Annotated in this window: 26 protein-coding genes; 10 read left to right on the forward strand and 16 right to left on the reverse strand. The window is 44.4% G+C overall.

What is annotated here, in order from left to right; genetic code table 11:
* Nucleotides 1–158: 158 nt before the first annotated feature.
* Nucleotides 159–1,226: a PLP-dependent cysteine synthase family protein gene (locus tag FKQ60_RS02795; RefSeq protein ID WP_004395549.1), complete on the forward strand. Its 1,068-nt coding sequence runs from the start codon at nucleotides 159–161 to the stop codon at nucleotides 1,224–1,226.
* A 369-nt stretch (nucleotides 1,227–1,595) separates the two neighbouring features.
* Nucleotides 1,596–2,084 carry a copper resistance protein NlpE gene (locus tag FKQ60_RS02800; RefSeq protein WP_040904867.1) on the forward strand — a complete coding sequence of 163 codons (489 nt, stop codon included), beginning with the start codon at nucleotides 1,596–1,598 and terminating at the stop codon, nucleotides 2,082–2,084.
* Nucleotides 2,085–2,157: 73 nt separating this feature from the next.
* Here the strand turns inward: FKQ60_RS02800 and FKQ60_RS02805 are convergent, their stop codons facing one another.
* Both FKQ60_RS02805 and FKQ60_RS02810 read right to left on the reverse strand, forming a co-directional pair.
* Nucleotides 2,158–2,478 carry a DUF1244 domain-containing protein gene (locus FKQ60_RS02805; protein ID WP_004395551.1) on the reverse strand — a complete coding sequence of 107 codons (321 nt, stop codon included), beginning with the start codon at nucleotides 2,476–2,478 and terminating at the stop codon, nucleotides 2,158–2,160.
* A gap of 101 nt (nucleotides 2,479–2,579) precedes the next feature.
* Nucleotides 2,580–3,449 carry a TIM44-like domain-containing protein gene (locus tag FKQ60_RS02810; RefSeq protein WP_004395552.1) on the reverse strand — a complete coding sequence of 290 codons (870 nt, stop codon included), beginning with the start codon at nucleotides 3,447–3,449 and terminating at the stop codon, nucleotides 2,580–2,582.
* A gap of 198 nt (nucleotides 3,450–3,647) precedes the next feature.
* On the opposite strand from FKQ60_RS02810, the gene FKQ60_RS02815 reads away from it, so the two are divergent.
* Nucleotides 3,648–4,238: a TetR-like C-terminal domain-containing protein gene (locus tag FKQ60_RS02815; RefSeq protein ID WP_040904408.1), complete on the forward strand. Its 591-nt coding sequence runs from the start codon at nucleotides 3,648–3,650 to the stop codon at nucleotides 4,236–4,238.
* Between the two features lie 16 nt (nucleotides 4,239–4,254).
* Nucleotides 4,255–6,126 carry an MFS transporter gene (locus FKQ60_RS02820; RefSeq protein WP_004395554.1) on the forward strand — a complete coding sequence of 624 codons (1,872 nt, stop codon included), beginning with the start codon at nucleotides 4,255–4,257 and terminating at the stop codon, nucleotides 6,124–6,126.
* A 5-nt stretch (nucleotides 6,127–6,131) separates the two neighbouring features.
* Here FKQ60_RS02820 and menE read toward each other — a convergent pair whose 3' ends face one another.
* The 6 genes from menE to FKQ60_RS02850 all read right to left on the reverse strand — a co-directional run bounded on the left by menE (nucleotide 6,132) and on the right by FKQ60_RS02850 (nucleotide 13,393).
* Nucleotides 6,132–7,577, reverse strand: a complete 1,446-nt coding sequence (gene menE / locus FKQ60_RS02825; RefSeq protein WP_170905998.1) for an o-succinylbenzoate--CoA ligase — start codon at nucleotides 7,575–7,577, stop codon at nucleotides 6,132–6,134.
* Complete coding sequence (menC, locus tag FKQ60_RS02830) at nucleotides 7,577–8,566, reverse strand: o-succinylbenzoate synthase (protein ID WP_004395556.1); 990 nt, start codon at nucleotides 8,564–8,566, stop codon at nucleotides 7,577–7,579. The genes menE and menC overlap by 1 nt, the downstream gene beginning before the upstream one ends.
* Nucleotides 8,567–8,655: 89 nt before the next feature.
* On the reverse strand, nucleotides 8,656–9,522 hold the full coding sequence (gene menB / locus FKQ60_RS02835; protein ID WP_004395557.1) for a 1,4-dihydroxy-2-naphthoyl-CoA synthase: 867 nt from the start codon (nucleotides 9,520–9,522) through the stop codon (nucleotides 8,656–8,658).
* A 46-nt stretch (nucleotides 9,523–9,568) separates the two neighbouring features.
* Complete coding sequence (gene menH / locus FKQ60_RS02840) at nucleotides 9,569–10,384, reverse strand: 2-succinyl-6-hydroxy-2,4-cyclohexadiene-1-carboxylate synthase (RefSeq protein WP_004395558.1); 816 nt, start codon at nucleotides 10,382–10,384, stop codon at nucleotides 9,569–9,571.
* Nucleotides 10,374–12,086: a 2-succinyl-5-enolpyruvyl-6-hydroxy-3-cyclohexene-1-carboxylic-acid synthase gene (gene menD / locus FKQ60_RS02845; protein ID WP_004395559.1), complete on the reverse strand. Its 1,713-nt coding sequence runs from the start codon at nucleotides 12,084–12,086 to the stop codon at nucleotides 10,374–10,376. The genes menH and menD overlap by 11 nt, the downstream gene beginning before the upstream one ends.
* Nucleotides 12,083–13,393 (reverse strand): isochorismate synthase MenF, encoded by a 1,311-nt coding sequence (locus FKQ60_RS02850; RefSeq protein ID WP_004395560.1) that lies wholly within the window; start codon nucleotides 13,391–13,393, stop codon nucleotides 12,083–12,085. The genes menD and FKQ60_RS02850 overlap by 4 nt, the downstream gene beginning before the upstream one ends.
* Before the next feature lie 300 nt (nucleotides 13,394–13,693).
* On the opposite strand from FKQ60_RS02850, the gene FKQ60_RS02855 reads away from it, so the two are divergent.
* Nucleotides 13,694–14,908 carry a pyridoxal phosphate-dependent aminotransferase gene (locus FKQ60_RS02855; protein WP_004395561.1) on the forward strand — a complete coding sequence of 405 codons (1,215 nt, stop codon included), beginning with the start codon at nucleotides 13,694–13,696 and terminating at the stop codon, nucleotides 14,906–14,908.
* 63 nt (nucleotides 14,909–14,971) lie between these two features.
* Here FKQ60_RS02855 and FKQ60_RS02860 read toward each other — a convergent pair whose 3' ends face one another.
* From FKQ60_RS02860 to FKQ60_RS02880, 5 genes are all read right to left on the reverse strand, one after another.
* Nucleotides 14,972–15,421 carry a PTS sugar transporter subunit IIA gene (locus FKQ60_RS02860; protein WP_004395563.1) on the reverse strand — a complete coding sequence of 150 codons (450 nt, stop codon included), beginning with the start codon at nucleotides 15,419–15,421 and terminating at the stop codon, nucleotides 14,972–14,974.
* Nucleotides 15,418–16,674 (reverse strand): PTS ascorbate transporter subunit IIC, encoded by a 1,257-nt coding sequence (locus tag FKQ60_RS02865; RefSeq protein WP_004395564.1) that lies wholly within the window; start codon nucleotides 16,672–16,674, stop codon nucleotides 15,418–15,420. The genes FKQ60_RS02860 and FKQ60_RS02865 overlap by 4 nt, the downstream gene beginning before the upstream one ends.
* A 13-nt stretch (nucleotides 16,675–16,687) precedes the next feature.
* The gene (locus FKQ60_RS02870; protein ID WP_004395565.1) at nucleotides 16,688–16,957 is read right to left on the reverse strand and encodes a PTS sugar transporter subunit IIB; all 270 of its coding nucleotides are present in this window, start codon (nucleotides 16,955–16,957) and stop codon (nucleotides 16,688–16,690) included.
* Nucleotides 16,958–17,212: 255 nt separating this feature from the next.
* On the reverse strand, nucleotides 17,213–17,698 hold the full coding sequence (locus FKQ60_RS02875; RefSeq protein ID WP_249374267.1) for a hypothetical protein: 486 nt from the start codon (nucleotides 17,696–17,698) through the stop codon (nucleotides 17,213–17,215).
* Between the two features lie 241 nt (nucleotides 17,699–17,939).
* Entirely contained in the window at nucleotides 17,940–18,839 is a 900-nt protein-coding gene (locus FKQ60_RS02880) for a LysR family transcriptional regulator (protein ID WP_004395567.1), read from the reverse strand.
* 109 nt (nucleotides 18,840–18,948) lie between these two features.
* On the opposite strand from FKQ60_RS02880, the gene accD reads away from it, so the two are divergent.
* A complete protein-coding gene (accD, locus tag FKQ60_RS02885) occupies nucleotides 18,949–19,815 on the forward strand; it encodes an acetyl-CoA carboxylase, carboxyltransferase subunit beta (RefSeq protein ID WP_004395568.1) in 867 nt (288 codons plus the stop codon).
* Between the two features lie 105 nt (nucleotides 19,816–19,920).
* Here accD and FKQ60_RS02890 read toward each other — a convergent pair whose 3' ends face one another.
* Nucleotides 19,921–20,802, reverse strand: a complete 882-nt coding sequence (locus FKQ60_RS02890; protein WP_170905999.1) for an EamA family transporter — start codon at nucleotides 20,800–20,802, stop codon at nucleotides 19,921–19,923.
* Nucleotides 20,803–20,863: 61 nt separating this feature from the next.
* The gene (locus tag FKQ60_RS02895; RefSeq protein ID WP_170906000.1) at nucleotides 20,864–21,286 is read right to left on the reverse strand and encodes a RidA family protein; all 423 of its coding nucleotides are present in this window, start codon (nucleotides 21,284–21,286) and stop codon (nucleotides 20,864–20,866) included.
* Between the two features lie 94 nt (nucleotides 21,287–21,380).
* On the opposite strand from FKQ60_RS02895, the gene soxR reads away from it, so the two are divergent.
* The 4 genes from soxR to FKQ60_RS02915 all read left to right on the forward strand — a co-directional run bounded on the left by soxR (nucleotide 21,381) and on the right by FKQ60_RS02915 (nucleotide 25,423).
* Nucleotides 21,381–21,824, forward strand: coding sequence for a redox-sensitive transcriptional activator SoxR (gene soxR, locus FKQ60_RS02900; protein WP_040904412.1), 444 nt, complete (start codon nucleotides 21,381–21,383; stop codon nucleotides 21,822–21,824).
* A gap of 297 nt (nucleotides 21,825–22,121) precedes the next feature.
* Nucleotides 22,122–23,144 carry a tryptophan--tRNA ligase gene (trpS, locus tag FKQ60_RS02905; RefSeq protein WP_004395570.1) on the forward strand — a complete coding sequence of 341 codons (1,023 nt, stop codon included), beginning with the start codon at nucleotides 22,122–22,124 and terminating at the stop codon, nucleotides 23,142–23,144.
* Nucleotides 23,145–23,415: 271 nt separating this feature from the next.
* Nucleotides 23,416–24,000: a 5'-deoxynucleotidase gene (yfbR, locus tag FKQ60_RS02910; protein WP_004395571.1), complete on the forward strand. Its 585-nt coding sequence runs from the start codon at nucleotides 23,416–23,418 to the stop codon at nucleotides 23,998–24,000.
* Nucleotides 24,001–24,097: 97 nt separating this feature from the next.
* Nucleotides 24,098–25,423 carry an anti-phage deoxyguanosine triphosphatase gene (locus FKQ60_RS02915; protein ID WP_170906001.1) on the forward strand — a complete coding sequence of 442 codons (1,326 nt, stop codon included), beginning with the start codon at nucleotides 24,098–24,100 and terminating at the stop codon, nucleotides 25,421–25,423.
* An 11-nt stretch (nucleotides 25,424–25,434) separates the two neighbouring features.
* Here the strand turns inward: FKQ60_RS02915 and FKQ60_RS02920 are convergent, their stop codons facing one another.
* A complete protein-coding gene (locus FKQ60_RS02920) occupies nucleotides 25,435–26,046 on the reverse strand; it encodes a DTW domain-containing protein (protein ID WP_170906002.1) in 612 nt (203 codons plus the stop codon).
* Between the last annotated feature and the right edge of the window lie 5 nt (nucleotides 26,047–26,051).

Below are 26,051 nucleotides of genomic sequence, written 5' to 3' on the forward strand. Positions count from 1 at the left end.
ACCACCTTTTATTTCTATAGCAATTATATTATAGAGAAAATAATTCTCTTAAATTAGCAAATCAAAGGCAAGATAACCAAGTTTTTCTCCCTCACACAACGTACATTATCAGCATTAACTCATGAGCAATTGCTCACCATGACTGTGAGAACGCCACCATGTGTACCGACCATCAATGGATTAATAACGCGATTCGTAAAATCGAAGCCGATTTTCAACGCTCGGCTGATACCCATTTAATTAAGCTCGATCTGCCTAGCATTGCGGGGATTGACCTTTATCTTAAAGATGAGAGCACGCACCCCACTGGCTCGCTCAAACATCGCTTGGCTCGCTCTTTGTTTTTGTATGCGATATGTAATGGCTGGGTTGGTCCAGATACGCCAATTATTGAAGCCTCTTCTGGCAGCACTGCGATTTCTGAGGCCTATTTTGCCCGCTTACTGGGCCTGCCTTTTATTGCGGTGATGCCGAAATGCACCGCGCGTAAGAAAATCGAACAAATTGAGTTTTATGGTGGCAAAGCACATTTAGTCGATCGCAGCGATCAAATTTATGCTGAGTCTCGCCGCTTAGCACAAGCATTAAACGGTCATTATATGGATCAATTTACTTATGCAGAGCGAGCCACCGACTGGCGTGGTAACAGTAATATCGCCGATAGTATTTTTCAGCAAATGCAACGGGAAGATCATCCCATTCCAAGTTGGATTGTGATGAGCCCAGGCACCGGCGGCACTTCCGCGACCATTGGCCGTTTTATCCGTTATCAGCAACATAATACTAAGCTGTGCGTCGTCGACCCAGAAAACTCGGTATTTTTCGATTATTACCAAACGCGCAATAGTGAGTTAACGCTGCAGTGCGGCAGTAAAATTGAAGGCATTGGCCGACCACGTGTCGAGCCGAGTTTTATTCCCAATGTGGTTGATGAGATGAGACAAATCCCCGATGCGGCCAGTATCGCTACCATTCATTGGTTAGAAAAGATCGTGGGAAGAAAAGCCGGCGCATCAACCGGAACCAACCTTTATGGCGCACTTCAGCTAGCCAGTGAGATGAAACAGCGCGGTGAGCAAGGCTCAATTGTGACCTTATTATGCGACAGTGGTGAGCGTTATTTGGATACTTATTACAACCCAGAGTGGCTAGCACACAACATCGGTGACTTAGCACCTTACGCCGATAAGTTAGAGACGTTTCAGCTTACAGGCCAACTGGATTAAAGCTATCCTTGACGATTGAAAATTAATAGATCTATCTCCAAACGACTTGGAGTTGCAGGTTGGCGGTAAGTGAGTCCCCATGAGCATAGACAGACTATACGATTGGGATAAACAAACGTAGCTAACACCGCTGCAGCTTTAAGTAGGAAGGGGATAACATCAAGCTATTGATTATGTGGCTTTTGTTTTAACGATGACCGTTCTCTGACAGCGAATGTCGAAAACATGACGCCTATCTGACGCGGTTAACGTTCATTTGATGAATAATAACGACCTCAGTCACCAACGACTTCACACCGTCGTCGAACGGCTCATAGATAAGGCCGGTGGCTATCACAACGTCCGTTTCAATTGAAGGTATAGAATATGATCAAAAAATCTCTTTTTGTCGTCAGTGCACTGACCTTAGTGTTGGCTGGCTGTGATAATCAACAGCAAGCCTCTGCCCCTGTAGAGTCACAAACCGCTCCCGTGACCATCGATGTTAATGATGATGAGTCAGTAATCGATGAAGCGTTTAAAAGCGAACACACCGCTTACAATAGTTTAGATTGGCAAGGAACCTATCAAGGCGTACTCCCCTGCGCAGATTGTGCCGGCATTGAATATACCTTGGTATTAAATGATGATCTGACCTATCAACTTACTCAAGTTTATCAAGGTAAAGAGCAAGCAGCTCCATTTGTCTCTCAAGGAAAATTCCACTGGGAAAACAATGGCAGCGTCATCACCTTAGACGGGGAATCGGATTCACCCAATCAATACTTTGTCGGTGAAAACATGTTGATGAAATTAGACACTAATGGCGAGAGAATTACTGGCGATTTAGCGTCTTTGTATAATCTTAAAAAACAATAGCCGTTGCTTCGATAAATGCTTTTCACTTATCCCCAACCACCTAAAAATAGAGTGTTTGGGGATAAAACCAAGATTAAGAATTTTGCTGGCGTGCGGCAAAAGCCGCCGCTTGCTCTGGTGTTGCAGGTAATTGATAGTTAGCTTTCCACTCATCATAGCTCATGCCATAAATGCGCTCACGCGCCTTATCAATATCCATTTCAATCCCTATCGTCTCAGCTTCCGCTTGATACCATTTACAAAAACAGTTACGACAAAAACCAGCCAAAATCATCAGGTCAATATTCTGAACGTCCTTATTATTATCTAAATGCGCTAACAGACGACGAAAGACTGCCGCATCGATTTTATCTTGTTGTTCTTGAGTTAAGTGTTGAATGTTCGCTTCTGACATGATGTTTCCTTTTTAGTAGTGAGCGGTAGCATTAGCTTATCTCAAGATAGCAAAACGCCCAAGACAAGCTTGGGCGTTCATCAATCATCCAACGCTGATCATCAGCCTTGAATACCAACAATTAACCATGGCGCGTTAGGTTGCGTTAAATCACGCTCTAAATGCCAAATATCTAAAATTTCTTCTTCCGTTTCATCGCCTAAATCTCGGCAACGACCCGTAAATTGTAAGCTAAGTTGCGCTTTACGATCATCGTAATCGGCACGAACAATCTCCGCGTCCACATACATCACTTCAGTTTGTGGCTGCTGGTCAAGCTTTTCTCTTTCGGCTTTCAAATCAGAGAATAAACTTTGCGATACGTATTCCTCAATCGTCTCAAGCTGGTTATGGTTCCAAGCACCCTGCAAAATACGGTAGTGCTCACGTGAACCATTAATGAAGGCGATTTTATCAAAACCAGGTGGGTAGTTATGGGGCACATCGTTATGCATGGTTGAACCAAATCCAGAACTCGCTGCAGGTTTAAATTCCTGCTCAGGAGCTTGCTCAAAACTTTGACGATGGACATTGGTGTTATAAGCTGGCTGACGAGGATTAAGGCTACCCTGCTTACCGGCCAGAAAATGACGAGCAAGCTTAAAGAGTGCAAACCCTATCAGACCGAAGATCAAAATATCCATAAATTGGATACCTTCAAAGGCACCACCAAAAAACGCGGCCAGTAGGCCACCAGCCAGTAAGCCACCCATTAGGCCGCCCATTAAGCCTCCGCGACTGTTGGTCGCAGCAGGTTGCTGATTATTTTGCTGACGTTGCGGAGTCGCTTGTTGCTGTTGATGATTTTGTGCAGGCGCGGTTCGATGGTTCTGACCAAACGATTTACCACCGCCCATCCGTCGAGCTTCAGCATCAGGAATCACCATGACAGTGATCATCAGTAACGCCATAAAAGAAAACAAACGCTTCATATATTTCCTCAGGGGATGTCATTAGGTACAAAAGGCTTTTATTCTTTGTCATCATAGTCACTTCAAGACGCTAAGCAAACCTTTTGCCTGACTGACATGTATCAGAATATTGCAGCCTTATTGAGTTGACGCTCTCCCAGACACTCTCTAGAATATCGAACATTGTTCTTTTTTGATTATGCGGTTTAACAACAACTTATGGCCAGACGCAACGATCATACTCGCGAGGAGTTGATCTCTCTTACCTTAAAAGCCAGCAAAGCTTTCTTAAGCAAGCACTCTTATCACGAACTTAGCCTAAGAAAAATCGCCAGTATGATAGGTTATGTACCAAGCACCTTGGTCAATGTGTTTGGTAGCTATAACTTGCTTCTTTTACATGTTGTTGCACAAACGCTCGATGAGCTGGCTTCAGAATCTAAGTTAGCCGTAAAAAAATGCACAGACCCTAAAAAAGCGCTGTATAAACTAGCCTACTGTTATCATGACTTTGCTCAAAAGCACCCCTACCGTTGGCAGTTGATTTTTGAACACAATATGAATGGCGAAGATCTTCCAGAATGGCAAGCAGAACGAATCAATGGCATGACCAGCATGCTAGAAGCGCTATTGCAAGTAATTGCACCTCATCGCAGCGCACAAGAAGTATTACGCACGAGTCGCGTATTATGGGCTGGCGTGCATGGTATTACGTTATTGAGTGTTGATGATAAATTTTTTACCGCTGAGCCGGTCGATGGTAAAGCATTGATTGAAGATTTACTGAGCCAATATTTGGCTAACTGGTAACCATTAAGGCAAAACCATGCACAGTTCTCAATCTTCATTGTTAACACAACGACGTTTTCTTCCCTATTTTATCACCCAATTTTTTGGCGCATTTAACGATAATATCTTTAAAAACGTGTTGTTGCTGTTTGTGGCTTTTGCCGCTGTGGATACGTTATCCATCTCCAGTCACCTATTTATTAACCTTGCTGCCGGCTTATTCGTGCTACCGTTTTTCTTATTTTCAGCCTCAGCGGGGGTATTAGCCGATAAATACGAAAAATCGTGGTTTATCCGCCGCGTAAAACTGTTTGAAATCGCCATTATGTGTATTGGCGCGATAGGTTTTATCACCCAAAGCTATGATCTTCTACTATTTATGCTGTTTTTAATGGGCACGCAATCGGCGTTTTTTGGCCCCGTCAAATACGCGCTGCTGCCTCAACAATTAAAAACCAATGAACTGGTTCCGGGCAATGCATTAGTGGAAACGGGCACCTTTCTCGCTATATTACTCGGTACGATTGGCGCTGGCGTTATCGCTTCGCTCGATCATGCTCATTATATTGCCGCCGGAGCGGTTATCCTTTTCGCCCTACTCGGCTATCTTGCTAGTCGCTCTATTCCTATCGCCCCTGCCAGCGATCCAAACTTGGTGTTTACTTTTCGTCCTGTTCAGCATACCCGCACTACGCTGGCGATTGCCAAACAAGATAGAACCATTTTTCAATCGATCATGGCGATCAGTTGGTTTTGGTTTCTAGGCGCGACTTATCTCACCCAGTTTCCAAATTTCACTAAACTGTTTCTTGGTGGCACCGAAAGCGCGGTGTCATTTTTGCTGGCCTTATTCTCTGTTGGGATTGCGATAGGCTCACTCACCTGTGATAAACTCTCTAACCATCGCATCGAAGTCGGACTGGTGCCACTCGGCAGTTTAGGTATTAGCTTATTTGGCTATCTGATGGCCGCCAGCCTTCCCGCTGTTTTACCTCCTTTTACACAATTTAGTGATTTTATTAGCCACCAAGCTCTATGGCCCCTGTTTAGTTATTTACTGTTATTGGGCGTCTCTGGCGGTATTTTTATTGTGCCACTTTATGCTCTACTTCAGCAAAGAGCCAAAGTCACTGAACGAGCACAAGTCATCGCGGCCTTAAATATCTATAACGCGCTATTTATGGTGGGCAGCGCACTGCTCGGTATTGTCTGCTTAAGCCTACTTGAATTAACCATTGTGCAGCTGTTTATTCTACTTGCCGTGCTCAATGTGTTAGTGACAACTTACCTGTTCTTACAAGTACCTATTTTTGTGCTGCGCTTGGTAGTGTGGGCCTTAACCCACAGCATTTATCGAATGAAGCATAAAAATTTACACCATCTGCCTGAGCAAGGCGGCGCACTGATTGTCTGTAATCATGTCAGTTATATGGACGCCTTATTGCTCAGCGCGGTTTGCCCACGTTTGATCCGCTTCGTGATGGAAGAAGATTACGCGAATATTCCTATCTTAAGGCCGTTACTCAATCGAGCTGGGGTGATCCCGATTTGTGCCAATAAACGCAGTTCGATTCGCCGCGCCTTTGCTGAAGTCGATCAAGCGCTGCAAGAAGGCCACTTGGTGTGTATTTTCCCCGAAGGTCGCCTAACCAGTGATGGCGAGATCGCTCCTTTTATGCGCGGGATAGACGTGATTTTAAAACGTAGCCCAGTACCGGTGATCCCGATGGCAATTAAAGGCTTATGGGGTAGCTTTTTTAGCCGTTACAAGGGCCGTGCCTGTCGTAGTTTACCCCGTAAGCTATGGGGTAAAATTGAGATTGAAGCAGGCGAGGCAGTGACCAGTGGACAGGCCAACACCGAGCTAATGCAACAAAAAGTCGCTCAGCTACGTGGTGATTGGCGCTGATAGATCTAGTCTAGTGGTGTATAACGACTTTGCTGATCGGCAAACCAGTTTTTCACCGCTTGACGTGAAATCTTAATACCGCTCTCGGCCAGAGTGTCAGGCAGCTGCCAGTAAGCGATAGGATGTTTGAATTTTTCCAGCTTATCCGCCAACCATTCACCGAGTTGCTTTTGATCAGGTAATGAATGACAACGCAGCACGGCAATGCTGCGCGCGCCAAATTCGACGTCTTGCACGGGGACAACTACCGCTAACTCAATCTGAGGATGACGAGCTAACACGGTTTCAATCTCTTCACTGTGAATATTTTCTCCGCCCGAGATAAACAAGTTATCCGCGCGGCCAATAATGCACAGTTCATCGTTATACCAAGCCCCCAAATCACCACTATCAAACCAACCATCTTGATTGGTTAATGGCGTGAGTATCCCTTGTTGATAATAACCACTGGCTAGGGTTTCCCCTGCTATCCAAATCCGCTTATCGACCACTTTTACTTGCCGTTTCGGTAGCACTTGGCCAGCACTCGCTGTCTCATCTACTGGTTTGGCGGTCACCGTAGACGCTGCCTCCGTCATCCCATAACCAATCCAAGTTTCGATCCCTTGCTGAGCCGCTTGCTGAGCGAGGGTCAGTGGAATATGACTGCCACCCAGTAAAACATGGCTTAAGCTAAGGGGTTGTTGGCTGGCTAACAGTCGTTGCAGCTGCGTCACCACCAAAGAAGCATGACTGACCTGTTGAATGTCATCGAGTAATTGACCTGTTGCCAGTTTTAAACAGCCGCCTACCGCTAGCCAGCGATAAACAATCGCCAGTCCAGAGACATGATAAAGGGGCAAACTGAGTAGCCAAGTATCTTGCTCGGTAAACGCAAACCGCTCTAATAAGCCCTCAGCAGAAGCAAAATGCTGGCGATGAGTATGCGCCACCGCTTTAGGGACGCCCATGGAACCAGAGGTAAAAATAAGCGTCGCCAGAGTATCTAGCTCATAAGCTGTTGACGAAGCAGAGACTCCGTCCATTTCGGTGTCTGATACCGCACTTGAAAACGGCTTAACCGGGGGAAGGTCAATAAACTGCAATGGCGATGAATAACACTTAGCCAGTTCATCAACCAATGAATTCAGCGACGGGGAAATCCATAACCAAGCAGGGTTTGGACCGTATAAACGCGCTAACTTTTCTGTCAGTTGCGCAGTTGGCTGCGGCATAGTGATGGCACAAATAACCCCTTGCTGCATAGCGGCTAATAACCACAGCAGTATCGATGGCTGGTTTTTACCCACCAAGGTTAATACATCACCAGAACGTAAACCGTCCAGCTCCAACGCTGCAGCGTATTGATCCACTTGTTCGGTCAATTGTTGCCAAGTGAGTGTTTGCTGCTCAAGCTGCAACGCAATACGCTGCGGATCGCGCTGCTGCCACTGTCGCCAAGGAGTGTTCATTAAGCCGATTGCCACACGAGCGTTTGTTGATCTAAAGTGTGTACTGGTAAGGTGCAGCCCGGCCAAGGGGTTTCTAGCTGAGCTTTAAATAAACCGATCGTGTCTAAGCCCGGGATGGTCTCTGGCAACAACCAATGGGATAACCGAGCGAGCTGAGTTAAACCTAAGCTTGATTCTAAACTCGAGCTAATCACCGCTTGAATGCCCAAACTGCGCGCTTTTTCAATCAAAGCTTGGCAAGTTTGCACTGAACCAATCAGCGTCGGTTTAATCACGATCGCTTTGGCCCCAGTTAAATCTTCTAACTGAAAATCCGCTTGCTGCACCGCATGTTGTAAGGTTTCATCCCATGCGATAGCAATACCGCTATCAATGGCAAAAGCAAGGCTATCGCTTGGTGAGCGGCAAGGTTCTTCTAAAAACGCTATCCTGCCGCGCACCGAAGGCGAGACATATTGGGAAAATTTAGCCGCTTTCTCTTTGCTCCATGCTTGATTGGCATCAAGTCGCAATTGCAGATCTGGCATCGACTCTAAAAACAAATTCACCAGCATGCCATCGCGGATCGGCTCATACAGACCAACTTTAACTTTGGCGACTTTCTGCCCCGGCATAGCGTTAAGTAGCGGGATCAACTCATCAGGGTCGCCACTGCACAATGGGGCGCAATGGTATTGCCCCTCGGAACTAAGCTCGCCTGCCAGCTCCATCTGCGCCATCGATAAACCAAAGGCAACTGAAGGAAAGTCATTGCCAATCTGAACCTCTTTCCCTTGTACCCATAAGGCTAATTGCTCTTTCGCTAACGCTCCTGCTTCTTGCAAAGACTCGCGACTAAAGCCTATCAATGGCGCAATTTCTCCGCGACCAATTTGCCCATCTTGCTCTAGTTCAACAATAAATCCTTCACGTTGAGTCAGTTTTTGATCGCGAAGAATCACTCCGCTATCCATGGGTAATTGATATTGATAAAGCTTGGCACTGCGCATGGTGAATCCTTTTAGTTAAATGCGGTGGAAGACATCTATCCCTCATCAGTTCCAATATGGCCGATAAGAGATAGAGCTAAAGAGGTGAATTACGGGTTACGGGGAAATTTATTAAAGTCAGGACGACGTTTTTCATTAAACGCGTTACGTCCCTCTTGCCCTTCTTCGGTCATGTAGAACAGCATGGTCGCATTGCCCGCTAACTCTTGCAGGCCCGCTTGCCCATCACAGTCGGCATTCAGCGCCGCTTTTAAGCAGCGCAGCGCCATTGGGCTGTGTTGCAGCACTTCACGGCACCAGCGTACGGTCTCTTTTTCTAAATCTTCAACCGCCACCACCGTGTTAACTAAGCCCATATCTAAGGCTTCTTGTGCATCGTAAAAACGGCATAGGAACCAAATTTCCCGCGCTTTCTTCTGCCCTACGATGCGCGCCATATACGACGCGCCCCAGCCGCCATCAAACGAGCCAACCTTAGGGCCGGTTTGACCAAACTGAGCATTGTCGGCAGCAATGGTTAAATCACACATCATATGTAATACATGACCACCACCGACGGCCCAACCGGCGACAGAAGCAATCACAGGCTTAGGGCAAGTGCGAATTTGACGCTGGAAATCCAGCACATTGAGATGATGAGTACCACTATCATCTTGATAACCGCCGTAATCGCCACGAATTTTTTGATCGCCCCCAGAGCAAAATGCTTTTTCACCGAGGCCAGTTAAAATGATCACCCCAACACCCTCATCGTAGCGAGCATCAGCTAAAGCCTGGATCATCTCTTTTACGGTCAGTGGGCGAAAAGCATTACGCACCTGTGGACGCGCAATGGTGATTTTTGCAATGCCATCGGCTGATTTATGGTAATGAATATCTTGATAGTCGCCGCTGCAATCTTGCCATTCAACGGGAGCATAGAGTTCTTGTTCTGAAATGCCTACTGTTTTAGCCATGGTGAATTTCCATTGTTATTGTCTAGGTTATCGAAATCAATCAACGTTAAGTTCTGTTATTACTTGAGGCGACCAGCCGAGTGACAAGGTGAGCAAACGACTCAGGGCACTCGTGATGAACATTGTGTCCAGCCTGCTCGACAACGTGGTAGTGCAAATCACTTTGCTGGGCGAGCTGGTAAAACTTGGCATCGTTTTGCCCACACACATAATAGACCGAAAACGGCAGACATTGCAGCTTAGGCAACGTATCCGGCTGACGAGCAAGAGAAGTGGCGAGCAACGTGCCTGCGACCGCAGAACCAAGGTTATCACTACGTAATGTGACTAAGGTTTGTCTTTGCTCATGATTCAGTGAAGAAAATACCGCTTGCTGATACCAATCGGTGAGAACTTGAGCAATCGGTTGGTGAGCAAAGCGCGCGGCCCAATGTTGGTCGTGCTGCCAACGGGCGTTCTTCTCTTCCTCAGTGGTTAACCCAAAGTGGCCGCCTTCAATGACTAAGCCTTGAATATTGAGCGCGTCAAACCAACCCTGAGTACAACCCAGCATTGCCAATCTTGCCCCCAGAGAGTAGCCAACCAACCAGAGAGGCGTTGTCGGAGGGCAATGAGCGGTGACAACTTGCGCTATCTGCTGACAAACATCGGCAAAATCGCTGCAACCAAGATGGCGACTCTGACCGTGCCCCGGTAAATCAATCAATAGTAGTGAATACACGCCACGCAGCCGCTCGACAACCATTTGCCAATCTTGACTCGAGCCCAAAAAACCATGCAAAAAAACCACCACCGGCTGCACAGCGTTATTCTGTGCAGGTTGAGCCGGCTCAATCTTCGGTAACCACTGACTATAAAGCATGAATTTGTGACATCAGTTGCTTAAGATGTTCAGCGGCTTGTTGTGATGGGGTTATCACCTCAATCACTAACGTCCCTTTTCCGGCCTTTAAGTGCTGATCAATGGCTTGTTGATAAGCCACTAGAGTTTCCGGCGCTTGATAATCGAGGGCAAATTGCTTAGCCGCAAATTCAAAATTTAAGCCATGTGGCATCTGATATAACGCCGTTCGCTGCGCTTCGGGAACCGGTAATAAATCAAAAATCGCGCCGCCATCGTTATTGATCACCACAATCACTAGCGGTTGTGGTGGCGTGCGTACTAAAGCTAACGAATTGAGATCATACAATAGTGAGGTATCACCGAGTAACATCAACATCGGCTTATTCAATGCTCGCTGAACCCCTGCAGCCGTCGCCACCAGTCCATCAATGCCTGATGCGCCGCGGTTGGAAAATACCTCACGCTGTTTGAGCTCACTGAACATATCCACTAAACGCACGATCAAACTATTACCAATAAACAGAGTACTGGCAGCGCCACGCTCGGTGAGATCCAAAGCCACCGCCACTTCACTTAACTGGGGTTGCGATAGATGCAGCTTTGCAAGCTGGGCAATGCTTGAGGCATACGCTTTCAGCTCATCTGCCCAACCAGCATGTAGCGTTTGTAATGCGTGCTGCTTAGCCAATTGATGCTCAACCCAAGATACCGCATCGCACAACCAATGCTGCTGCGCGGCATGGCTAGGGTTATTGCGCGCGACTTGGGGGCTAATGTAAGTGTAACCACAGCTCGCTTTTGTCAGTTGTTGTTCTAACCACTGGCTTAAACGTTTGGAAACGATTCGAGCGCCAAATTGAACCACATGCTGGCATTCACTCAGCAGGGCTCTTGCCGTGCTATTTTGTAGCCATAAATCGTAGTGGGCCCATTCACTGCTCACCCCAGATTGAGGATCGCACAACACCGGCCAACCAAGTTGCTCGGCAAACGTTAACGCCGCTTGAGCTTGAACTAAGGGTAAAGAACCAATGATCACTAGCCCTTTTTGGCTTAACAACGCATTATCACTTGGCAATGGTGCGCTCAGGGTTTGATAACGTTGGCTGTAAGGCTGCTGACCTTGACGCCATGCGTCAACCGTCGCGAGATAGTCTGCGTATAATTCACGCTCATGACTAGAATAAAGTGGCTCTGGATAAGGGCAGTTAATATGAACTGAGCCACCCAGCATCCTTTGTTGCTGCAAGGCATCGTCAACCGTGGTTAATAACCAAGATAATGGCAAGCGCAAAGTTGGGCTTGGTAAATCAATAGCTTGAGTCACATGCGAGCCATAAATATTATTTTGCACGATCGCCTGATTAGCCCCACAATCCACCAGCTCACGTGGCCGATCGGCGGTTAATACTATCAATTTTTCTCCGGTCAACTTCGACTCAGCAATCGCCGGCAGTAAATTAGCCACGGCGGTACCGGAAGTGACAATCACCGCCACCGGTGTTTGACTGGCTTTGGCTAAACCGAGGGCTAAAAATCCTAGACCACGCTCATCAAAGTGAGTATGGATTTGCAGTTGTTGATTAGCCGCGGCTTCTAAAGTCAGTGGCGTCGAACGCGAACCGGGCGCGATACACACTTGAGTAACGCCAAAGCGAGTCAACTCCTCTAATAGAGTCTGCGACCAAATTCGATTCAGTAATGCTTGGTCTTGATTCATAAGGCGGTCCCTAATGGTGGTTGATTGGTGATCAAACTGAGTAAGGTGGACATTTTTTTATCCAGCTCTTGCCATTCATGCTCAGCGATAGAGCCCGGTACAATGCCGGCACCCGCATAAAGCTGAACACAATTTTCCACCACCAGCGCACTGCGGATAGCCACGCAAAATTGCGCTTGTTGGTGACTAAAATAGCCCATCGAACCCGCGTACCAACCGCGAGCAAACGGTTCATGTTCGGTGATAAAATCTAACGCGGGTTGACGAGGTAAGCCGGCCACTGCGGCGGTAGGTTGTAGCGCGCTCAGTAGCTGCACCCCATTGATGCTTGGCTTGAGCTGCGCGACAATATCACGCTTTAAATGCTGCACTTGACGCAGCGTAAGTAACTGCGCGTGGCTTTCCACTTCAACCTGCTCAGCCAAAGGGGTTAAACGCTCAATAATATCATCCACCACATATTGGTTTTCATTGAGGTTTTTACCATCATGAATGAGCCAATCCGCCAGTTGTTGATCCTGCTCAGCCGTATCGCCACGGCCAATGGTTCCGGCCAAGGCTTCAGTTTGTAACTCTTGGCCTTGTCGGTAGTATAGACGCTCTGGCGTTGAGCCGATAAAACTGTGTTTACTATCCAGAGCTAACAAAAAATGAAAACTACGCTGGTTATCAGCAATGCTAGCTTTGAGTAATTGCGCAGCGCTGATTGGGTTATCAAGGGTTAAACGCGTTTGGCGAGCTAACACCACTTTTTTAAACTGCTGCTGCTCAATGCTGGTTAATGCTCGACTGACCAACTCACTCCAATGGCTTTGCTTGGGTAAATGCTCGACCTGCAAAACCTGACTATGCAAGCGCGATAGCGGAGCCACCTCGCGATGTAACTTCTCCAAGGTCGCTAACGTGCGCTGGCGATCTTGGGCAATAAAATTGGCAGCCACGCTCCAACTCTGATCAAAACGGATAATTTCCACTTGCGGTAAGAAAAAAAACGATGACATGCAACGCCGGTTTTTATCGGTCTGACCATCAAACGAGCGTCCCCCCCAGACTCGCTGATTATCACCTAAAATCGCGTAAGCTGGCGCTGGTTCGGTAAAGGTATACAATTGACCAACAGCCACCACCTCTTCGCGTCCATCACGAGACTGCCAATAAAACTTAGGAAATAGAGGCTGGGCTTCAAGCCAATCGATCAACGCAAAAGGCGGTGGTCCTATTAATGTTTGGACAAAACGAACGTCGTTATCCTTTGCGTTCTTGATTTGCTCTATCAACCGAGCAATGGCTTGATGAAAATGAGACAAAGCGACCTCGTCGACTATGAGATTCGATTAACAGCGGCTACTCTATTGACAGCGTTGGCGTAAATCAAGGTTGCAACTACTCTTTTTTGACCTTCTCCCGCCTCTGAAGGGATCTATTTAACTATTTAACATTACTGTGGGCCATTAAAACCCATCAAGGCATCTACTGAACTGATATCGCTAATCCTCAGCCCTAAAGAATATCGTCACGAAAACCCCTTAGCTATAGATTTATATTCTTAAAAAAGGCAATCTAGACTGGTTTAATAAAGTTTTTTAATAAATTTCAGGAATTTTACAATGCAAAATATCGGGATGTCGTCAAAACTCGATAATGTCTGCTACGACATTCGAGGTCCAGTACTCAAACATGCTAAACGCATGGAAGAAGAAGGGCATAAAATACTAAAGCTCAATATCGGCAACCCGGCCCCGTTTGGCTTCGATGCCCCAGATGAAATTTTAGTTGATGTGATCCGCAACCTCCCTACTTCCCAAGGTTATTGTGATTCAAAAGGGATCTACTCCGCTCGTAAAGCGGTGGTTCAGTATTACCAAAAACGCGGTATTCGCAGCCTCGATGTCGAAGATGTCTACATTGGTAATGGCGCGTCTGAACTGATCGTCATGTCAATGCAAGCGTTACTCAACAACGGCGATGAGATGCTAGTCCCAGCTCCAGATTATCCATTATGGACCGCTGCGGTGGCTCTCTCTGGCGGCACTGCGGTGCATTATCTGTGTGATGAACAAGCCGATTGGTATCCGGATCTGGATGATATTAGAAAGAAAATCACCCCTAAAACTCGTGGCATTGTTCTGATTAACCCCAACAACCCGACCGGCGCAGTGTATAGCCGAGACTTCTTGCTGGAAGTGATTGAGATTGCTCGTCAACATAAGTTGATGATTTTTGCTGATGAGATTTACGATAAAGTTCTCTACGATGGTGCCGTGCACACTTCAGTCGCTACACTAACCGAAGATGTATTAGTAGTGACATTCAACGGTTTATCGAAAGCTTATCGCGTGTGTGGTTTTCGTGGTGGTTGGATGTTCTTAACTGGCCCTAAGCATCAAGCCGAAGGCTATATCGCCGGCCTTGACATGCTCGCCTCCATGCGTTTATGCGCTAACGTGCCGATGCAGCATGCGATTCAAACCGCCCTTGGTGGTTATCAAAGTATTAATGAGCTTATCTTACCTGGTGGCCGTTTGTTGGAGCAGCGCGATCGTGCTTGGGAACTGATCAACCAAATCCCTGGTGTCTCGTGTGTGAAACCCAAAGGGGCCATGTACTTATTCCCGAAAATTGATACCAAAAAATACAGTATCAAAGACGATCAAAAAATGATTTTAGACTTCTTGATCCAAGAAAAAGTACTACTGGTGCAAGGCACTGGCTTTAACTGGCCAAAGCCGGATCATTTCCGCATCGTAACCTTACCGCACGTTGAGGATTTGGAAGTCGCCATCGGCCGATTCGAACGTTTTTTAAGTACTTATAGTCAATAAATCTTATTTAAATAGCAGCCCTCAAGTTATTGAGGGCTTATTTGATGCCATATTTATAAAAAGTTAATATTGCTTCAGAATCTTCACAATATCATCTTTGCTTTCTGCAGAAATGATTGCATTTATGTCATCATCATTTTGGAATAATTCAGATAAAGCGACAATGGTTTGAATATGACTGTCTGAATCTACTGCTGCCAGAGTTACTGATAAATAAACATCGCCATTATCTTCCGATTCTAGATCTACACCGTGTTTAAATATCGTTACTTGTAAGCCAGCTTCATTAACCCCATCTTCTGGTCGAGCATGCGGCATGGCAATTTTAGGTGCCAGCACATAATATGCACCAATTTCTTGATGTTTTTCTTTGATCGCATCTAGATAGCTTTTATTCACTTTACCTTGAGCGATGAGTGTCGAACAGGCGAGTTCTAATGCAGCGTCAACAGTTAAGTTTTTTTCGTTTGAAATAACAATTCCGTTGTCGCCAATTAAATTAAAAATACTCATGAGACAACCCATCCAAGAATCAAACCTACAACACCGAAATCGAAGTCTGCAAACGTTGTTGCTTCAAGACCTAAACCACCCAGTACAGGTAACAGCATCATCGGCAGGAACGAAATACATAAACCCTGAGTAAAAGAACCAAGGATTGCACCACGCAAGCCTCCCATTGCATTGCCGTATACGCCTGCTGCACCGCCGACAAAGAAATGAGGTACTACACCTGCAACAATGATTGTCCAGTCAAGTGCACCCTGTACTGCCATTGCGACAAGGCCAGCAGCAAATGAGGACAAGAAACCAATTAATACCGCATTAGGCGCTACGGGAAATACCATTGGACAATCGAGAGCAGGACGAGCACCCGGCACTAACTTATCAGAAATGCCTTTAAATGCTGGTACTATTTCAGCAATAAGCATCTTCACACCTTGCAGTACGATATAAACACCACCAGCAAATATTAGCGATTGAATAAAAGTAAATACTATCCAGTGTTGACCACCTGAAACGATTTCTACGAATTCACCACCCGCAAAAATAGAAGAAATCATAAAAAATAGCGACATTGTTACCGCTACTGCAACTGGCGTATCACGTAAAAACATTAAACTTTTAGGAACATTCAAGTCTTCTGTTGACCTTGATTTGTCGCCAAACTTAGAGCCAATAAAACCAGCGATAATATAAGAGAATGTCGAGAAATGGCCCATAGCAAGCTGATCAGTATTCATGACCTTTTCTGTATACTTCTGTACCAGTGCTGGCATAATTACCATTAACGACCCAACAATAACTGAGCCGATTGCTACTAATAATGCGCCTTTGATTTCCGCAGTAGATAGGATGACCGCAACCAACATTGACATAAACATGGTGTGGTGACCGGTTAGGAAAATAAACTTTAATGGTGTAAAGCGTGCTAACAAAATGTTCACCATGAAAGCAAAGAACATAATCAATGCCATTTCATAACCAAAAGCTTCTTGTGCTAGAGCCACAATCGCCTCGTTATTTGGAATAACACCACTTACACCAAACGCTTCAATAAAAACGGTTGAAAAGTTATTGAGAGCACCCACAAGAGCACCAGCACCAAAACCTAAAATCAAAAAACCCATTACGGTTTTTATTGTCCCTTTTAGGATGGTCGAAATATCAGACTTTTGTGCCACTAAGCCGATAAAGGCAATAAGACCGACCATGATCGCTGGCTCTTTTAACAAGCCAAGCATAAATTCAAAGAAATTTTCCATCGTTCATAATTCCTTATATGAATTTTTTTAATTGTTCTTCGATTGAATTTTTATCGAAAATATTTGCTAGGCTTACTATATTTTCTTTACCTTGGTCTTTTAATTGATTAGCAATATCCGTTGCTGCTACCCAAATATCCGCTTTGCTTGATGAGGCAGAAGATAAATCTTCATGGTCGATCTCTGCATCTAGACTCATTTTAGCGACGACCTCTTTCACTGCCATTTCCATCATTAATGATGTGCCAAGGCCATTACCACATACAACCATAATTTTTTTCATAATATTATTTCTCTGTAGAGTTAATTAAGAATATTTTTTCATTCCCATTACTGGATGAAAAAATAATAACCAAATGACAAAAAAATAAAATGACAATCATCACAAAGTCAGATTGACCTCGTGACGCAGATCACTAAATAACAAAGTATTTTATCGATAAAACTCGACACGAAATATCAACATAAAATATGTGATCGAGAGCTAGTGATTTTTTATGGATAGGGTAAAGCCCCTAAATAGTACGATAAGATGCGACTATTTACCGTAATCAGAAAGCATCTTTTTGAGTAAGCTATTAACATCTTTAGTTTTTTTGCTTCGCTTAGTTAAAGCAGTTAATGATGTGGGTAATTTAACGGGTTGCTGTGATGGATCCAGTGATTCATCACTATCTCGAAGTTTTTGTACCGCAGCCATGATCATACGCACTTGCTCGCCTGCGCTGTTTTCGAGAACCACAATATTCTCAGACTCAACTTGCACAATCGTGAGAGTGCCGTGTTTTACCGATTCAATTTTCTCACCCACCATTGAAGATTGAGGGGGAACTGAACGATCAAAAACTTGACCATTGCGCAACTTAGCAGCTGTAATTGACCGAATATTTCCTGTATTTTCAAAAGCGACAATGACTGTATGGGTATTGTAGTATTCAACAACAACAACATAGCCATGCTTTTTAGTTTCAAATCTTGCACCGACTTGTATATCATGGGGTGCATCCATTTTTTTAATTAACATCCTAAATTCCTAATACTACCTTTACCACTTTCGTATCGAGACAAAGAAGTGGCTCGCTCAAAGTATATATGCTCTACAGCTTGAGAGAAACGATTAGGTTCTATTGCTAGTCATTTAGCCTCGTTAATGAGAATGCAAAAGTAAGATAATGCCATAGCGGCTCCTAATCATGATCCGCTTTTTATGTTCTGTGACGTCTTTGCTGGTTGAGAAATTGAGTTTATGGATCCTTGTAGACCTCTCAAGCAACGAGACTGGCGTGATATTTTAGATGTTCAATGAAGATCGGAATTTTTTTCGCTAAATGCCGGCGGGAAGCATAAAAAGCATACAGCACGAGATCGTCAGGCTGATATTCCATCTCGATGACCTCTAACATGCCAGCTTGTATCTCTGCTTGGCAAAATGCCCTAGGTAATATCGCAAAACCTAAACCAGAAATAGCCGCTGTTTTTGCAAGATGTCCGCTGTTGACCTTAAACGAAGACGCTACTTTTTGCGTAATCAACTGACCTTTAGCATTTTTAAATATCCACGGGTTGCCATGCAATACAGTAAAACTATTGATACAGGGAACCTGTTTCAAATCGGCAAGCTGAAAAGGTCTGGGAAAACGTTGTAGGATTTTGGGGGAGGCCACCACAGCACTTTGCCAGCGTTGAATTTCCCTAGCTACCCAACTATTGTCTTCAAGTTTTCCCCGCTGAAAACTTAGCACAATATCAAAACCGTCCAATAAATCCTCTTTAGGATTGATGCTGGTATCGCAACATAATGAAACTGACGGATACTGGTTACAAAAAGAAACCACGGCCTCGGCTAAAGCTGGCGAATCTGGCATTAAAATCTTCAATTCTCCCACAACGGCATGAGAATGCTGAGCGACCTCTTCAAGAGCCTGATTAAGCTTATCCAACAATGGCTGCGTACACAAATAAAGATGCTCTCCAGCATCTGTTGAAATAATTCGGCGTGTGGTTCTGGTAAATAATCGAGTATCTAATCGCTCCTCCAATAACGCAATATGACGGCTGATGTTGGATGTCGGTAACCCTAAAAATTCTGCAGCCCGTTTAAAACTGTTGTGTTCATAAACACAGTGAAAACTGGTTAACCACTGCGGATCAATCTTATCAAGCATCGCACTTAGTCCCATAAGGTGGGATTGTAAAACCAATAATCAACACTTTATTACCAGAAATAGGCTTATACAATACCCTTTACTAAAGTTAACTGGATTAAAGTTTCCCATGAGTTGGTTAGAAAGACTGTTAGACAAGAAGAATAGAATTAGTAATCGCAAGGCATCCATTCCCAAGGGAATATGGACTAAATGCCCTGCTTGCGAACAGATCTTATACCGGATTGCACTGGAAGAAAATTTGGCGGTGTGTCCCAAATGTGATCACCATATGAGAATGACTGCCCGTCAACGTTTGGATCATTTTTTGGATAGTGAAGATCGCATTGAAATTGGCAGTGAATATGAACCTAAAGATGTGCTCAATTTTAAAGATCTACAACGCTACAAAACACGCCTTGCTCTCGCTCAGAAAAATACCGGAGAAAAAGATGCACTGGTGGTAATGAAAGGGAAACTAATGGGTTTACCTATTGTTGCCTGTGCCTTCGAATTCTCTTTTATGGCTGGCTCAATGGGCTCTGTGGTGGGAGCACGTTTCGTGCGGGCAGTTGACACAGCTATTGATAACCAGTGTGGATTGGTGTGTTTTTCTGCTTGTGGTGGCGCTCGAATGCAAGAGTCACTCACCGCTTTGATGCAAATGGCCAAAACCAGCGCAGCTCTCAGACAACTGGCCATGGCTAAATTACCCTATATCTCTGTCCTAACCGATCAAACTTATGGTGGTGTCTCTGCAAGCTTAGCGATGCTGGGTGATATTAATATTGGCGAACCAAAAGCAAGAATCGGGTTTGCAGGGCGCCGAGTGATAGAGCAAACCGTTCGCGAAAAATTACCCGAAAATTTTCAGCAAAGTGAGTTTCTCTTAGCACATGGCGCTCTAGATATGATTGTCGATAGACGTGATATGCGCCAAAGAGTCGGCAGCTTAATTGCAAAGATGACCAAGACGACAATAGCTGTGGATCAATAACAATAGGGTTTTAATTATATAAGAGCTACATTGTCATGGTTCATTATTAGCGCTCAGTCTGCCTCTCTGATTATGATCTATGTCTTCTGTCCTTAATCACTTCGACTACGCTTTCTGTCCATACTTTACAGCCATTTGATGCATTAGAAGGGCCGATAAAATAATCCCAAGAGCCAGCCATGATGTAATCTGGATAGTATCATTAGCGATCAGCGCAGAGATTAATACACCTACTGCGGGCACAAGATAATTGGTCATCGAAGTAAAAACAGCACCTGCGTTCTTGATACTCATCATATAAAGGTAATAAACCACTCCCGCACACATGACACCAAGATAGATGACAGCAGCAAAGGCACTCAAAGAGGGCGGTTTTTGTGTAAATGTCATCGTTGTGGTAAGAGAAATTATAATTAATTGAATACTCGCCATAAAAAGAACATTTCTTGCCACTATTAGTGGATGTTCTTCTTTAACTCGGTTAAGTAGGAGCAAGGCAACAGCAAAGCATACCGCAGCAAATAATACTGCAATGACGCTAATGAGACTAAGTCTTGAAGATGTTGACATTAAATCTGGGTAAAAAAGGACAACTAAACCACTAAACCCAACGATGACACTTAGCAGATTGCCTTTACTGATCCTTGCATTCTTTATAAACACAGGAGCAAGAAGCAGTGCATAAAAAGGCAGTGTACCCATTAATATCGCTGTTACTGAACTGCTCAACTCTTTTTGAGCAAAAGGTATAAGAATGAAAGGAATCGTTGCTTCAAGTAAACCAATAACAGCATAAAGTCGCCACTGTTTACTATCACCACTAATTCGCATGACCCGGCAGATAATAAACAAGGTGATTACACCGAATATTGCACGTAATGTACCTATCCATACTGGATTGAATGCCTCTAATGCATTCTCTTGAAAAATAAATTGTGATCCCCAAATCAGCCCAATGGCGAGTAGAGTTAAGTAGTTTTTAAACATAATAAAATACCAATGCATTTAATAAGCTTGTAGTGTCAAAAAAGTGCTCTTGAATATAGTGCTACAGTCGAGCTGACTTAAATGCAATGGCATCAACCTCAATTAGCATACCATCAAGGGCTAACTTAGGTACTGGAATTAAGGTACTTGCGGGCAACGTATCTGACGACCAGCGTTTTTGCATCTCTTTACTCCAAATATTCAGCTTTTCACTATCATGATCAACGATAAGAACAGTGATCTTTAGAACATCATCAAAACTAAGCTCATGGGAATTAAGTGCAATTTCTAGGTTTGATAATAAAGTGCAAGCCTGATAACGAAAATCACTACTAAGCTTATGTTCAATACCTTCACCACCACTTTGGCCCGAAATGTAAACTAGCTCTCCTTTGCTTGGTGCCTTTACTGTATGACAAAAACCAAATGGTGTTGGATTAAAAATCTCTGGTGGATTATGGAAGACTGGCTTTAGTTTTAGCATAATAATGACCTTTTATACGTTGAATTCAAAAGTAAGCAGGAGTATAAAAGCTCAAGTTAACTTGAAGTAAAGCGATAATTTAACAAAAGTTGAAATGACTGTGAGCAGAAATGATTATCTAACTATTGGACGACTAGCCGAACGTAGTGGTGTAGCCGCATCGGCTTTACGTTTTTATGAAGCTAAAGGTTTAATTGCTTCCTTTCGAACCAATGGTAATCAACGCCGTTATTTACCTTCGATGCTACGTAGAATTGCACTCGTTCAAGTCGCTCAATCTGTAGGGTTTACATTAGAAGAAATAGCAAAAGAGTTAAGCACCTTACCAATGAATCAAGCGGCCACAAAGCAAGATTGGGAGAGAGTTGCAAATAAATGGCAGCAAGACCTCGACCATAAAATAGCAAAAATCCAATCATTAAAAGACAATCTTTCAGGATGTATCGGATGTGGCTGCTTGAGTATGAAGAAATGTCACCTAATTAATCCAGAAGACAACCTGAATCAGCAAAGACAAGGAGCACAGAGAATTATTTGATCATACATTAGGTAGCCCACTATGTTTATTAAAGCGTTTCAATCTCCCTCTCTGATAACTGTGTTTTAGCTAAGTTTATCAATAAGAAATCGCTTCTCTATAAAGTTGATTTTCAAAAGAATTGTTGATAAGTTGCAAAAATGAAAAACATTTCCAAACCTTCATCATTATTTTTCTGGTGGCGCTCTATTTAGAGCGGCACGGAATTTTTACATTCTTAAGCTGCTGGAAGGTAGCTAAGACTGTAATTTCTCTTGTATCTCCAGTAGCAATCTATTTTTACTAGGAGATCTATCAATGAATACAACTCAATACACTGAAAAATCGGAAGTAATTTTAACTGGCGATAGAGCTACTGGCCCATTGCACTTGGGGCATTATGTCGGCTCTTTAAAACAACGGGTCGCTTTACAAGATATTCACGAGCAAACTGTTCTTGTTGCTGATATGCAAGGTCTTACAGACAATGCTCACAATCCGAACAAAGTATCATCTAATATTCTGAATGTTGTCGCGGATTATCTTGCCGTTGGTATCGACCCCTGTAAAACGACAATTTGCCTTCAATCACAACTTCCTGCTCTTGCTGAATTGACTATGTACTACAGCAATCTTGTGACAATCAGTCGATTAGAGAGAAACCCAACGGTCAAAAGTGAAATACAAAGCAAAGGCTTTGAACGATCAATTCCTGCAGGCTTTTTAACCTACCCTATATCTCAAGCAGCTGATATTACTGGCTTTAACGCAACATTGGTTCCAGTTGGGGATGACCAGTTGCCAATGCTTGAACAAACTAATGAGATAGTTAGAAAGATTAATTTATTAGCAGGACGAATCGTTTTGAACGAGTGTAGGCCCTTGTTAAGCAATGCATCACGTTTACCTAGCACAGATGGTAAAAATAAGATGTCTAAAACAATGGGAAATACCATTAATCTTGGCGCGACTGAAAAAGAGATCTCCGCAGCAGTGAAATCTATGTATACCGACCCTAACCACCTCAGAATCCAAGATCCTGGTACTATTAAAGGCAATATTGTATTTACGTACCTCGATGCGTTTCACCCCGATCAAAACTATATCAACCAGCTAAAAGATCATTATCAACGTGGTGGGCTCGGAGATGGCACGACAAAAAAAGTATTAGAGGAATGTTTACAAGATATGCTCAGACCAATAAGGACAAGAAGAGCTGAATTTTTAAGTGATAAGGCTCAATTAATTGATATATTGGCGAAAGGTAGCCAAGTATCTAGAGAAAAGACGGAAAAAGTACTTTTTGTTGTAAAAGATATCTTTGGACTAAATATTTTCTGAATAACTTAACGTTTCAGCTACGCATCCTGTGATATGACCAATCTATCGAGCAAACTTTTACGCCGCGCTAGGCTAACCTTTGGTGAGAGCCATCAATGGCTCTCATATCCCCATAAACATAAAAACACGTTACCCTGGTGAACGAATGTCACTCTACTCACTGCCGCTGCAAGTTTGTCGCGGCAAAGTGGTAACTTCAAGTCATAGAGAGATAACGTTATACTCAGTTGACGAGATCCATCAATCCCATTAAGCAAGGATGTCTATTGCTATGAAAGAGAGCCACTTTTTTGCTCACCTCGCACGGATGAAATTAATTCAACGCTGGCCGCTGATGCGTTCTATCTCCAAAGAAAACGTTTCTGAACACAGTCTGCAAGTGGCGTTTGTTGCTCATGCGCTGGCAGTGATAAAAAACAAGAAGTTTGCCGGGCAACTCAACCCTGAGCGTATCGCGTTATTGGCCATGTATCACGACAGTAGTGAAGTGTTAACTGGCGATTTGCCCACACCCGTTAAATACTTTAACCCTGATATTGCTAAAGAATATAAAAAAATTGAAGCCGCCGCTGAACAGCGCCTACTGGCCATGTTGCCGGAAGAGTTTCAAGACGATTTTAAACCTTTTCTACTCACTGAAGCGGCTCACAGTGAAGATGCCACCATAGTCAAACAAGCCGACAGTTTGTGCGCCTATCTGAAATGTTTGGAAGAGCTGAGTGCTGGTAACCATGAATACGCTCTGGCTAAAAAGCGCTTGGATGTCACACTAAAAGAGCGTCAGACCCCAGAAATGGTCTACTTTCTGCAAACTTTTGCTCCAAGTTTTGAATTAACACTCGACGAAATAAGCTAATCTACTCTGTAGCTAAACAAATTGTATAGCCAAATAACTTGGAGTTGCAGGTAGAGAGGGTATACCTTTTACAAACATCCTTTAGGAGTCGCTCAGTATGCAGATCACCCTTCCACCAGAATGGCACGCGCGTAATGATGATGAACATAAGATTCGCCGTGATGATCATCGCAGCCCTTTTCAGCGCGACCGAGCGCGGATCCTCCACTCGGCGGCTTTTCGGCGTTTACAAGCCAAAACTCAAGTTCATGGCACCTACTTAAATGATTTTCACCGCACGCGTTTAACCCATTCTTTAGAAGCCGCGCAAATTGGTACTGGTATTGTGGCTCAGCTGAAACTTAAACAACCGGAATTTCGTAGTCTGTTACCTTCTGACAGTTTGATTGATGCGTTATGCCTTGCTCACGATATTGGCCATCCGCCTTATGGGCATGGCGGTGAAGTGGCGCTCAATTATATGATGCGTGAGCATGGCGGGTTTGAAGGCAATGCGCAGACGTTTCGGATTGTCACCAGTTTAGAGCCTTATACAGAGCATCATGGGATGAATCTGTCACGTCGTACTCTGCTGGGGCTATTAAAATATCCCGCACTATTAAGTCAGACTCGCGCTGAGAAAATTCCTGAAGCCGTGCCCCACCAGCGACAACTAAAAGCCAAAGCTTGGTCTCCGGCTAAGGGCATTTATGACGGTGATCAGATAGGGTTTGAGTGGGTTCTCTCACCGCTGAGTGAACAAGATAGGCAACAACTGAGTGAAATGCGCGACCAAGTCAGCGCCCCTTATCAGCATAAGAAAACCCGTTTTAAATCGATAGATTGCTCGATTATGGAGCTGGCCGATGACATTGCTTACGGAGTGCATGATTTAGAAGATGCGATTGTGCTTGGTTTAGTCACCAAAGCGCAGTGGCAGCAAGCAGCGGAAATCCCACTGCTTAACAGTGGCGACGCTTGGTTTGCAGAGCATGCTCATACGCTCACTGACATGCTCTTTTCCGGCCAGCATCATATTCGTAAAGATGCGATAGGCGGCATGGTCAACGCGCTATTAACCAGTATCAGCATTCATCCGGTCGATCATCCATTTGCAAGCCCATTGCTGGCGTTTAATGCTTATCTACAGCCAGCGATGGCCGATGCGTTGGAAGTCTTAAAGTCATTTGTCAGCCAATATGTCATTCAAGTGCCACAAGTTCAGCGTTTTGAATATAAAGGCCAACAAATTATTATGGATTTATTTGAAGCGCTGGCCGCCGACCCTGAACGTTTATTGCCTCATGGAACACAAGAAAAATGGCAAAGCGCAGAGCAGCACCTCGGTGGTGGGATGCGGGTGATTTGTGACTATATTGCCGCCATGACCGACGGCTATGCACAACGGATGCATCAAGAACTGTTTTCCGCCCATAGCTTGTGAGTTCGGCGTTTTTATTGATCTTGAAGATAGTGCTTAGCAAAAATCTCTGGCGGCATGTGCTGAATCTGGGTATCGATCATCTGTGAAAACACCGTCAGTAGCGGTGAGTAATCATGCTCTGGTTGCGCTAACTGCAATAGATGATAACCCGCTTCAACGGTCGATAAGCTATTTTCACTGGGCGCTTTACGGATCCGATAATTACCTTCGAGATCCGTGGGCAAATGCAAACAAGGTAGCGGATGTAAATTGGTCGATAGCTGCCACATTTTATACGCTTTCTTCCAAGTGCCATCGAGTAAAATGACCCGCAGTTTGTGAGGCCGACCAGCCCATGGCTTACTAGAAGCGCAGATGGATTGCTGGCTAGGGTACAGCACCATATGCTGCACCTCTTCCTCAGCCAATAGACGATTAAGCTCGGGGTGTGTCGTGAAATCCTCTCCGATCAATAAACGGCTGTTAGGGAGCGATAACGCTAAAATGCGCGCCGTCCCAAGTGGGCGATTCTGCTCGGTTGGGTGCTGGAGTATGATAAGCTCAATGGCTGACTCTAACCGCACGATAGCCGAACAAAAACAAACTTTATGAGCTTTACCACATTGAGAACAATATCGAGACATAGCGT

This window comes from Vibrio sp. A11 (genome assembly GCF_013048705.1).
GTDB lineage: Bacteria > Pseudomonadota > Gammaproteobacteria > Enterobacterales > Vibrionaceae > Vibrio > Vibrio metschnikovii.

Coding starts and splice junctions, on each gene's coding strand:
- FKQ60_RS02795 (WP_004395549.1), top strand. CDS start 159: ATGTGTACCGACCATCAATGGATTAATAACGCGATTCGTAAAATCGAA.
- FKQ60_RS02805 (WP_004395551.1), bottom strand. CDS start 2,478: ATGTCAGAAGCGAACATTCAACACTTAACTCAAGAACAACAAGATAAA.
- FKQ60_RS02810 (WP_004395552.1), bottom strand. CDS start 3,449: ATGAAGCGTTTGTTTTCTTTTATGGCGTTACTGATGATCACTGTCATG.
- FKQ60_RS02815 (WP_040904408.1), top strand. CDS start 3,648: ATGGCCAGACGCAACGATCATACTCGCGAGGAGTTGATCTCTCTTACC.
- FKQ60_RS02820 (WP_004395554.1), top strand. CDS start 4,255: ATGCACAGTTCTCAATCTTCATTGTTAACACAACGACGTTTTCTTCCC.
- menE (WP_170905998.1), bottom strand. CDS start 7,577: ATGAACACTCCTTGGCGACAGTGGCAGCAGCGCGATCCGCAGCGTATT.
- menC (WP_004395556.1), bottom strand. CDS start 8,566: ATGCGCAGTGCCAAGCTTTATCAATATCAATTACCCATGGATAGCGGA.
- menB (WP_004395557.1), bottom strand. CDS start 9,522: ATGGCTAAAACAGTAGGCATTTCAGAACAAGAACTCTATGCTCCCGTT.
- menH (WP_004395558.1), bottom strand. CDS start 10,384: ATGCTTTATAGTCAGTGGTTACCGAAGATTGAGCCGGCTCAACCTGCA.
- menD (WP_004395559.1), bottom strand. CDS start 12,086: ATGAATCAAGACCAAGCATTACTGAATCGAATTTGGTCGCAGACTCTA.
- FKQ60_RS02855 (WP_004395561.1), top strand. CDS start 13,694: ATGCAAAATATCGGGATGTCGTCAAAACTCGATAATGTCTGCTACGAC.
- FKQ60_RS02860 (WP_004395563.1), bottom strand. CDS start 15,421: ATGAGTATTTTTAATTTAATTGGCGACAACGGAATTGTTATTTCAAAC.
- FKQ60_RS02865 (WP_004395564.1), bottom strand. CDS start 16,674: ATGGAAAATTTCTTTGAATTTATGCTTGGCTTGTTAAAAGAGCCAGCG.
- FKQ60_RS02870 (WP_004395565.1), bottom strand. CDS start 16,957: ATGAAAAAAATTATGGTTGTATGTGGTAATGGCCTTGGCACATCATTA.
- FKQ60_RS02875 (WP_249374267.1), bottom strand. CDS start 17,698: ATGTTAATTAAAAAAATGGATGCACCCCATGATATACAAGTCGGTGCA.
- FKQ60_RS02880 (WP_004395567.1), bottom strand. CDS start 18,839: ATGCTTGATAAGATTGATCCGCAGTGGTTAACCAGTTTTCACTGTGTT.
- accD (WP_004395568.1), top strand. CDS start 18,949: ATGAGTTGGTTAGAAAGACTGTTAGACAAGAAGAATAGAATTAGTAAT.
- FKQ60_RS02890 (WP_170905999.1), bottom strand. CDS start 20,802: ATGTTTAAAAACTACTTAACTCTACTCGCCATTGGGCTGATTTGGGGA.
- FKQ60_RS02895 (WP_170906000.1), bottom strand. CDS start 21,286: ATGCTAAAACTAAAGCCAGTCTTCCATAATCCACCAGAGATTTTTAAT.
- soxR (WP_040904412.1), top strand. CDS start 21,381: ATGACTGTGAGCAGAAATGATTATCTAACTATTGGACGACTAGCCGAA.
- trpS (WP_004395570.1), top strand. CDS start 22,122: ATGAATACAACTCAATACACTGAAAAATCGGAAGTAATTTTAACTGGC.
- yfbR (WP_004395571.1), top strand. CDS start 23,416: ATGAAAGAGAGCCACTTTTTTGCTCACCTCGCACGGATGAAATTAATT.
- FKQ60_RS02915 (WP_170906001.1), top strand. CDS start 24,098: ATGCAGATCACCCTTCCACCAGAATGGCACGCGCGTAATGATGATGAA.
- FKQ60_RS02920 (WP_170906002.1), bottom strand. CDS start 26,046: ATGTCTCGATATTGTTCTCAATGTGGTAAAGCTCATAAAGTTTGTTTT.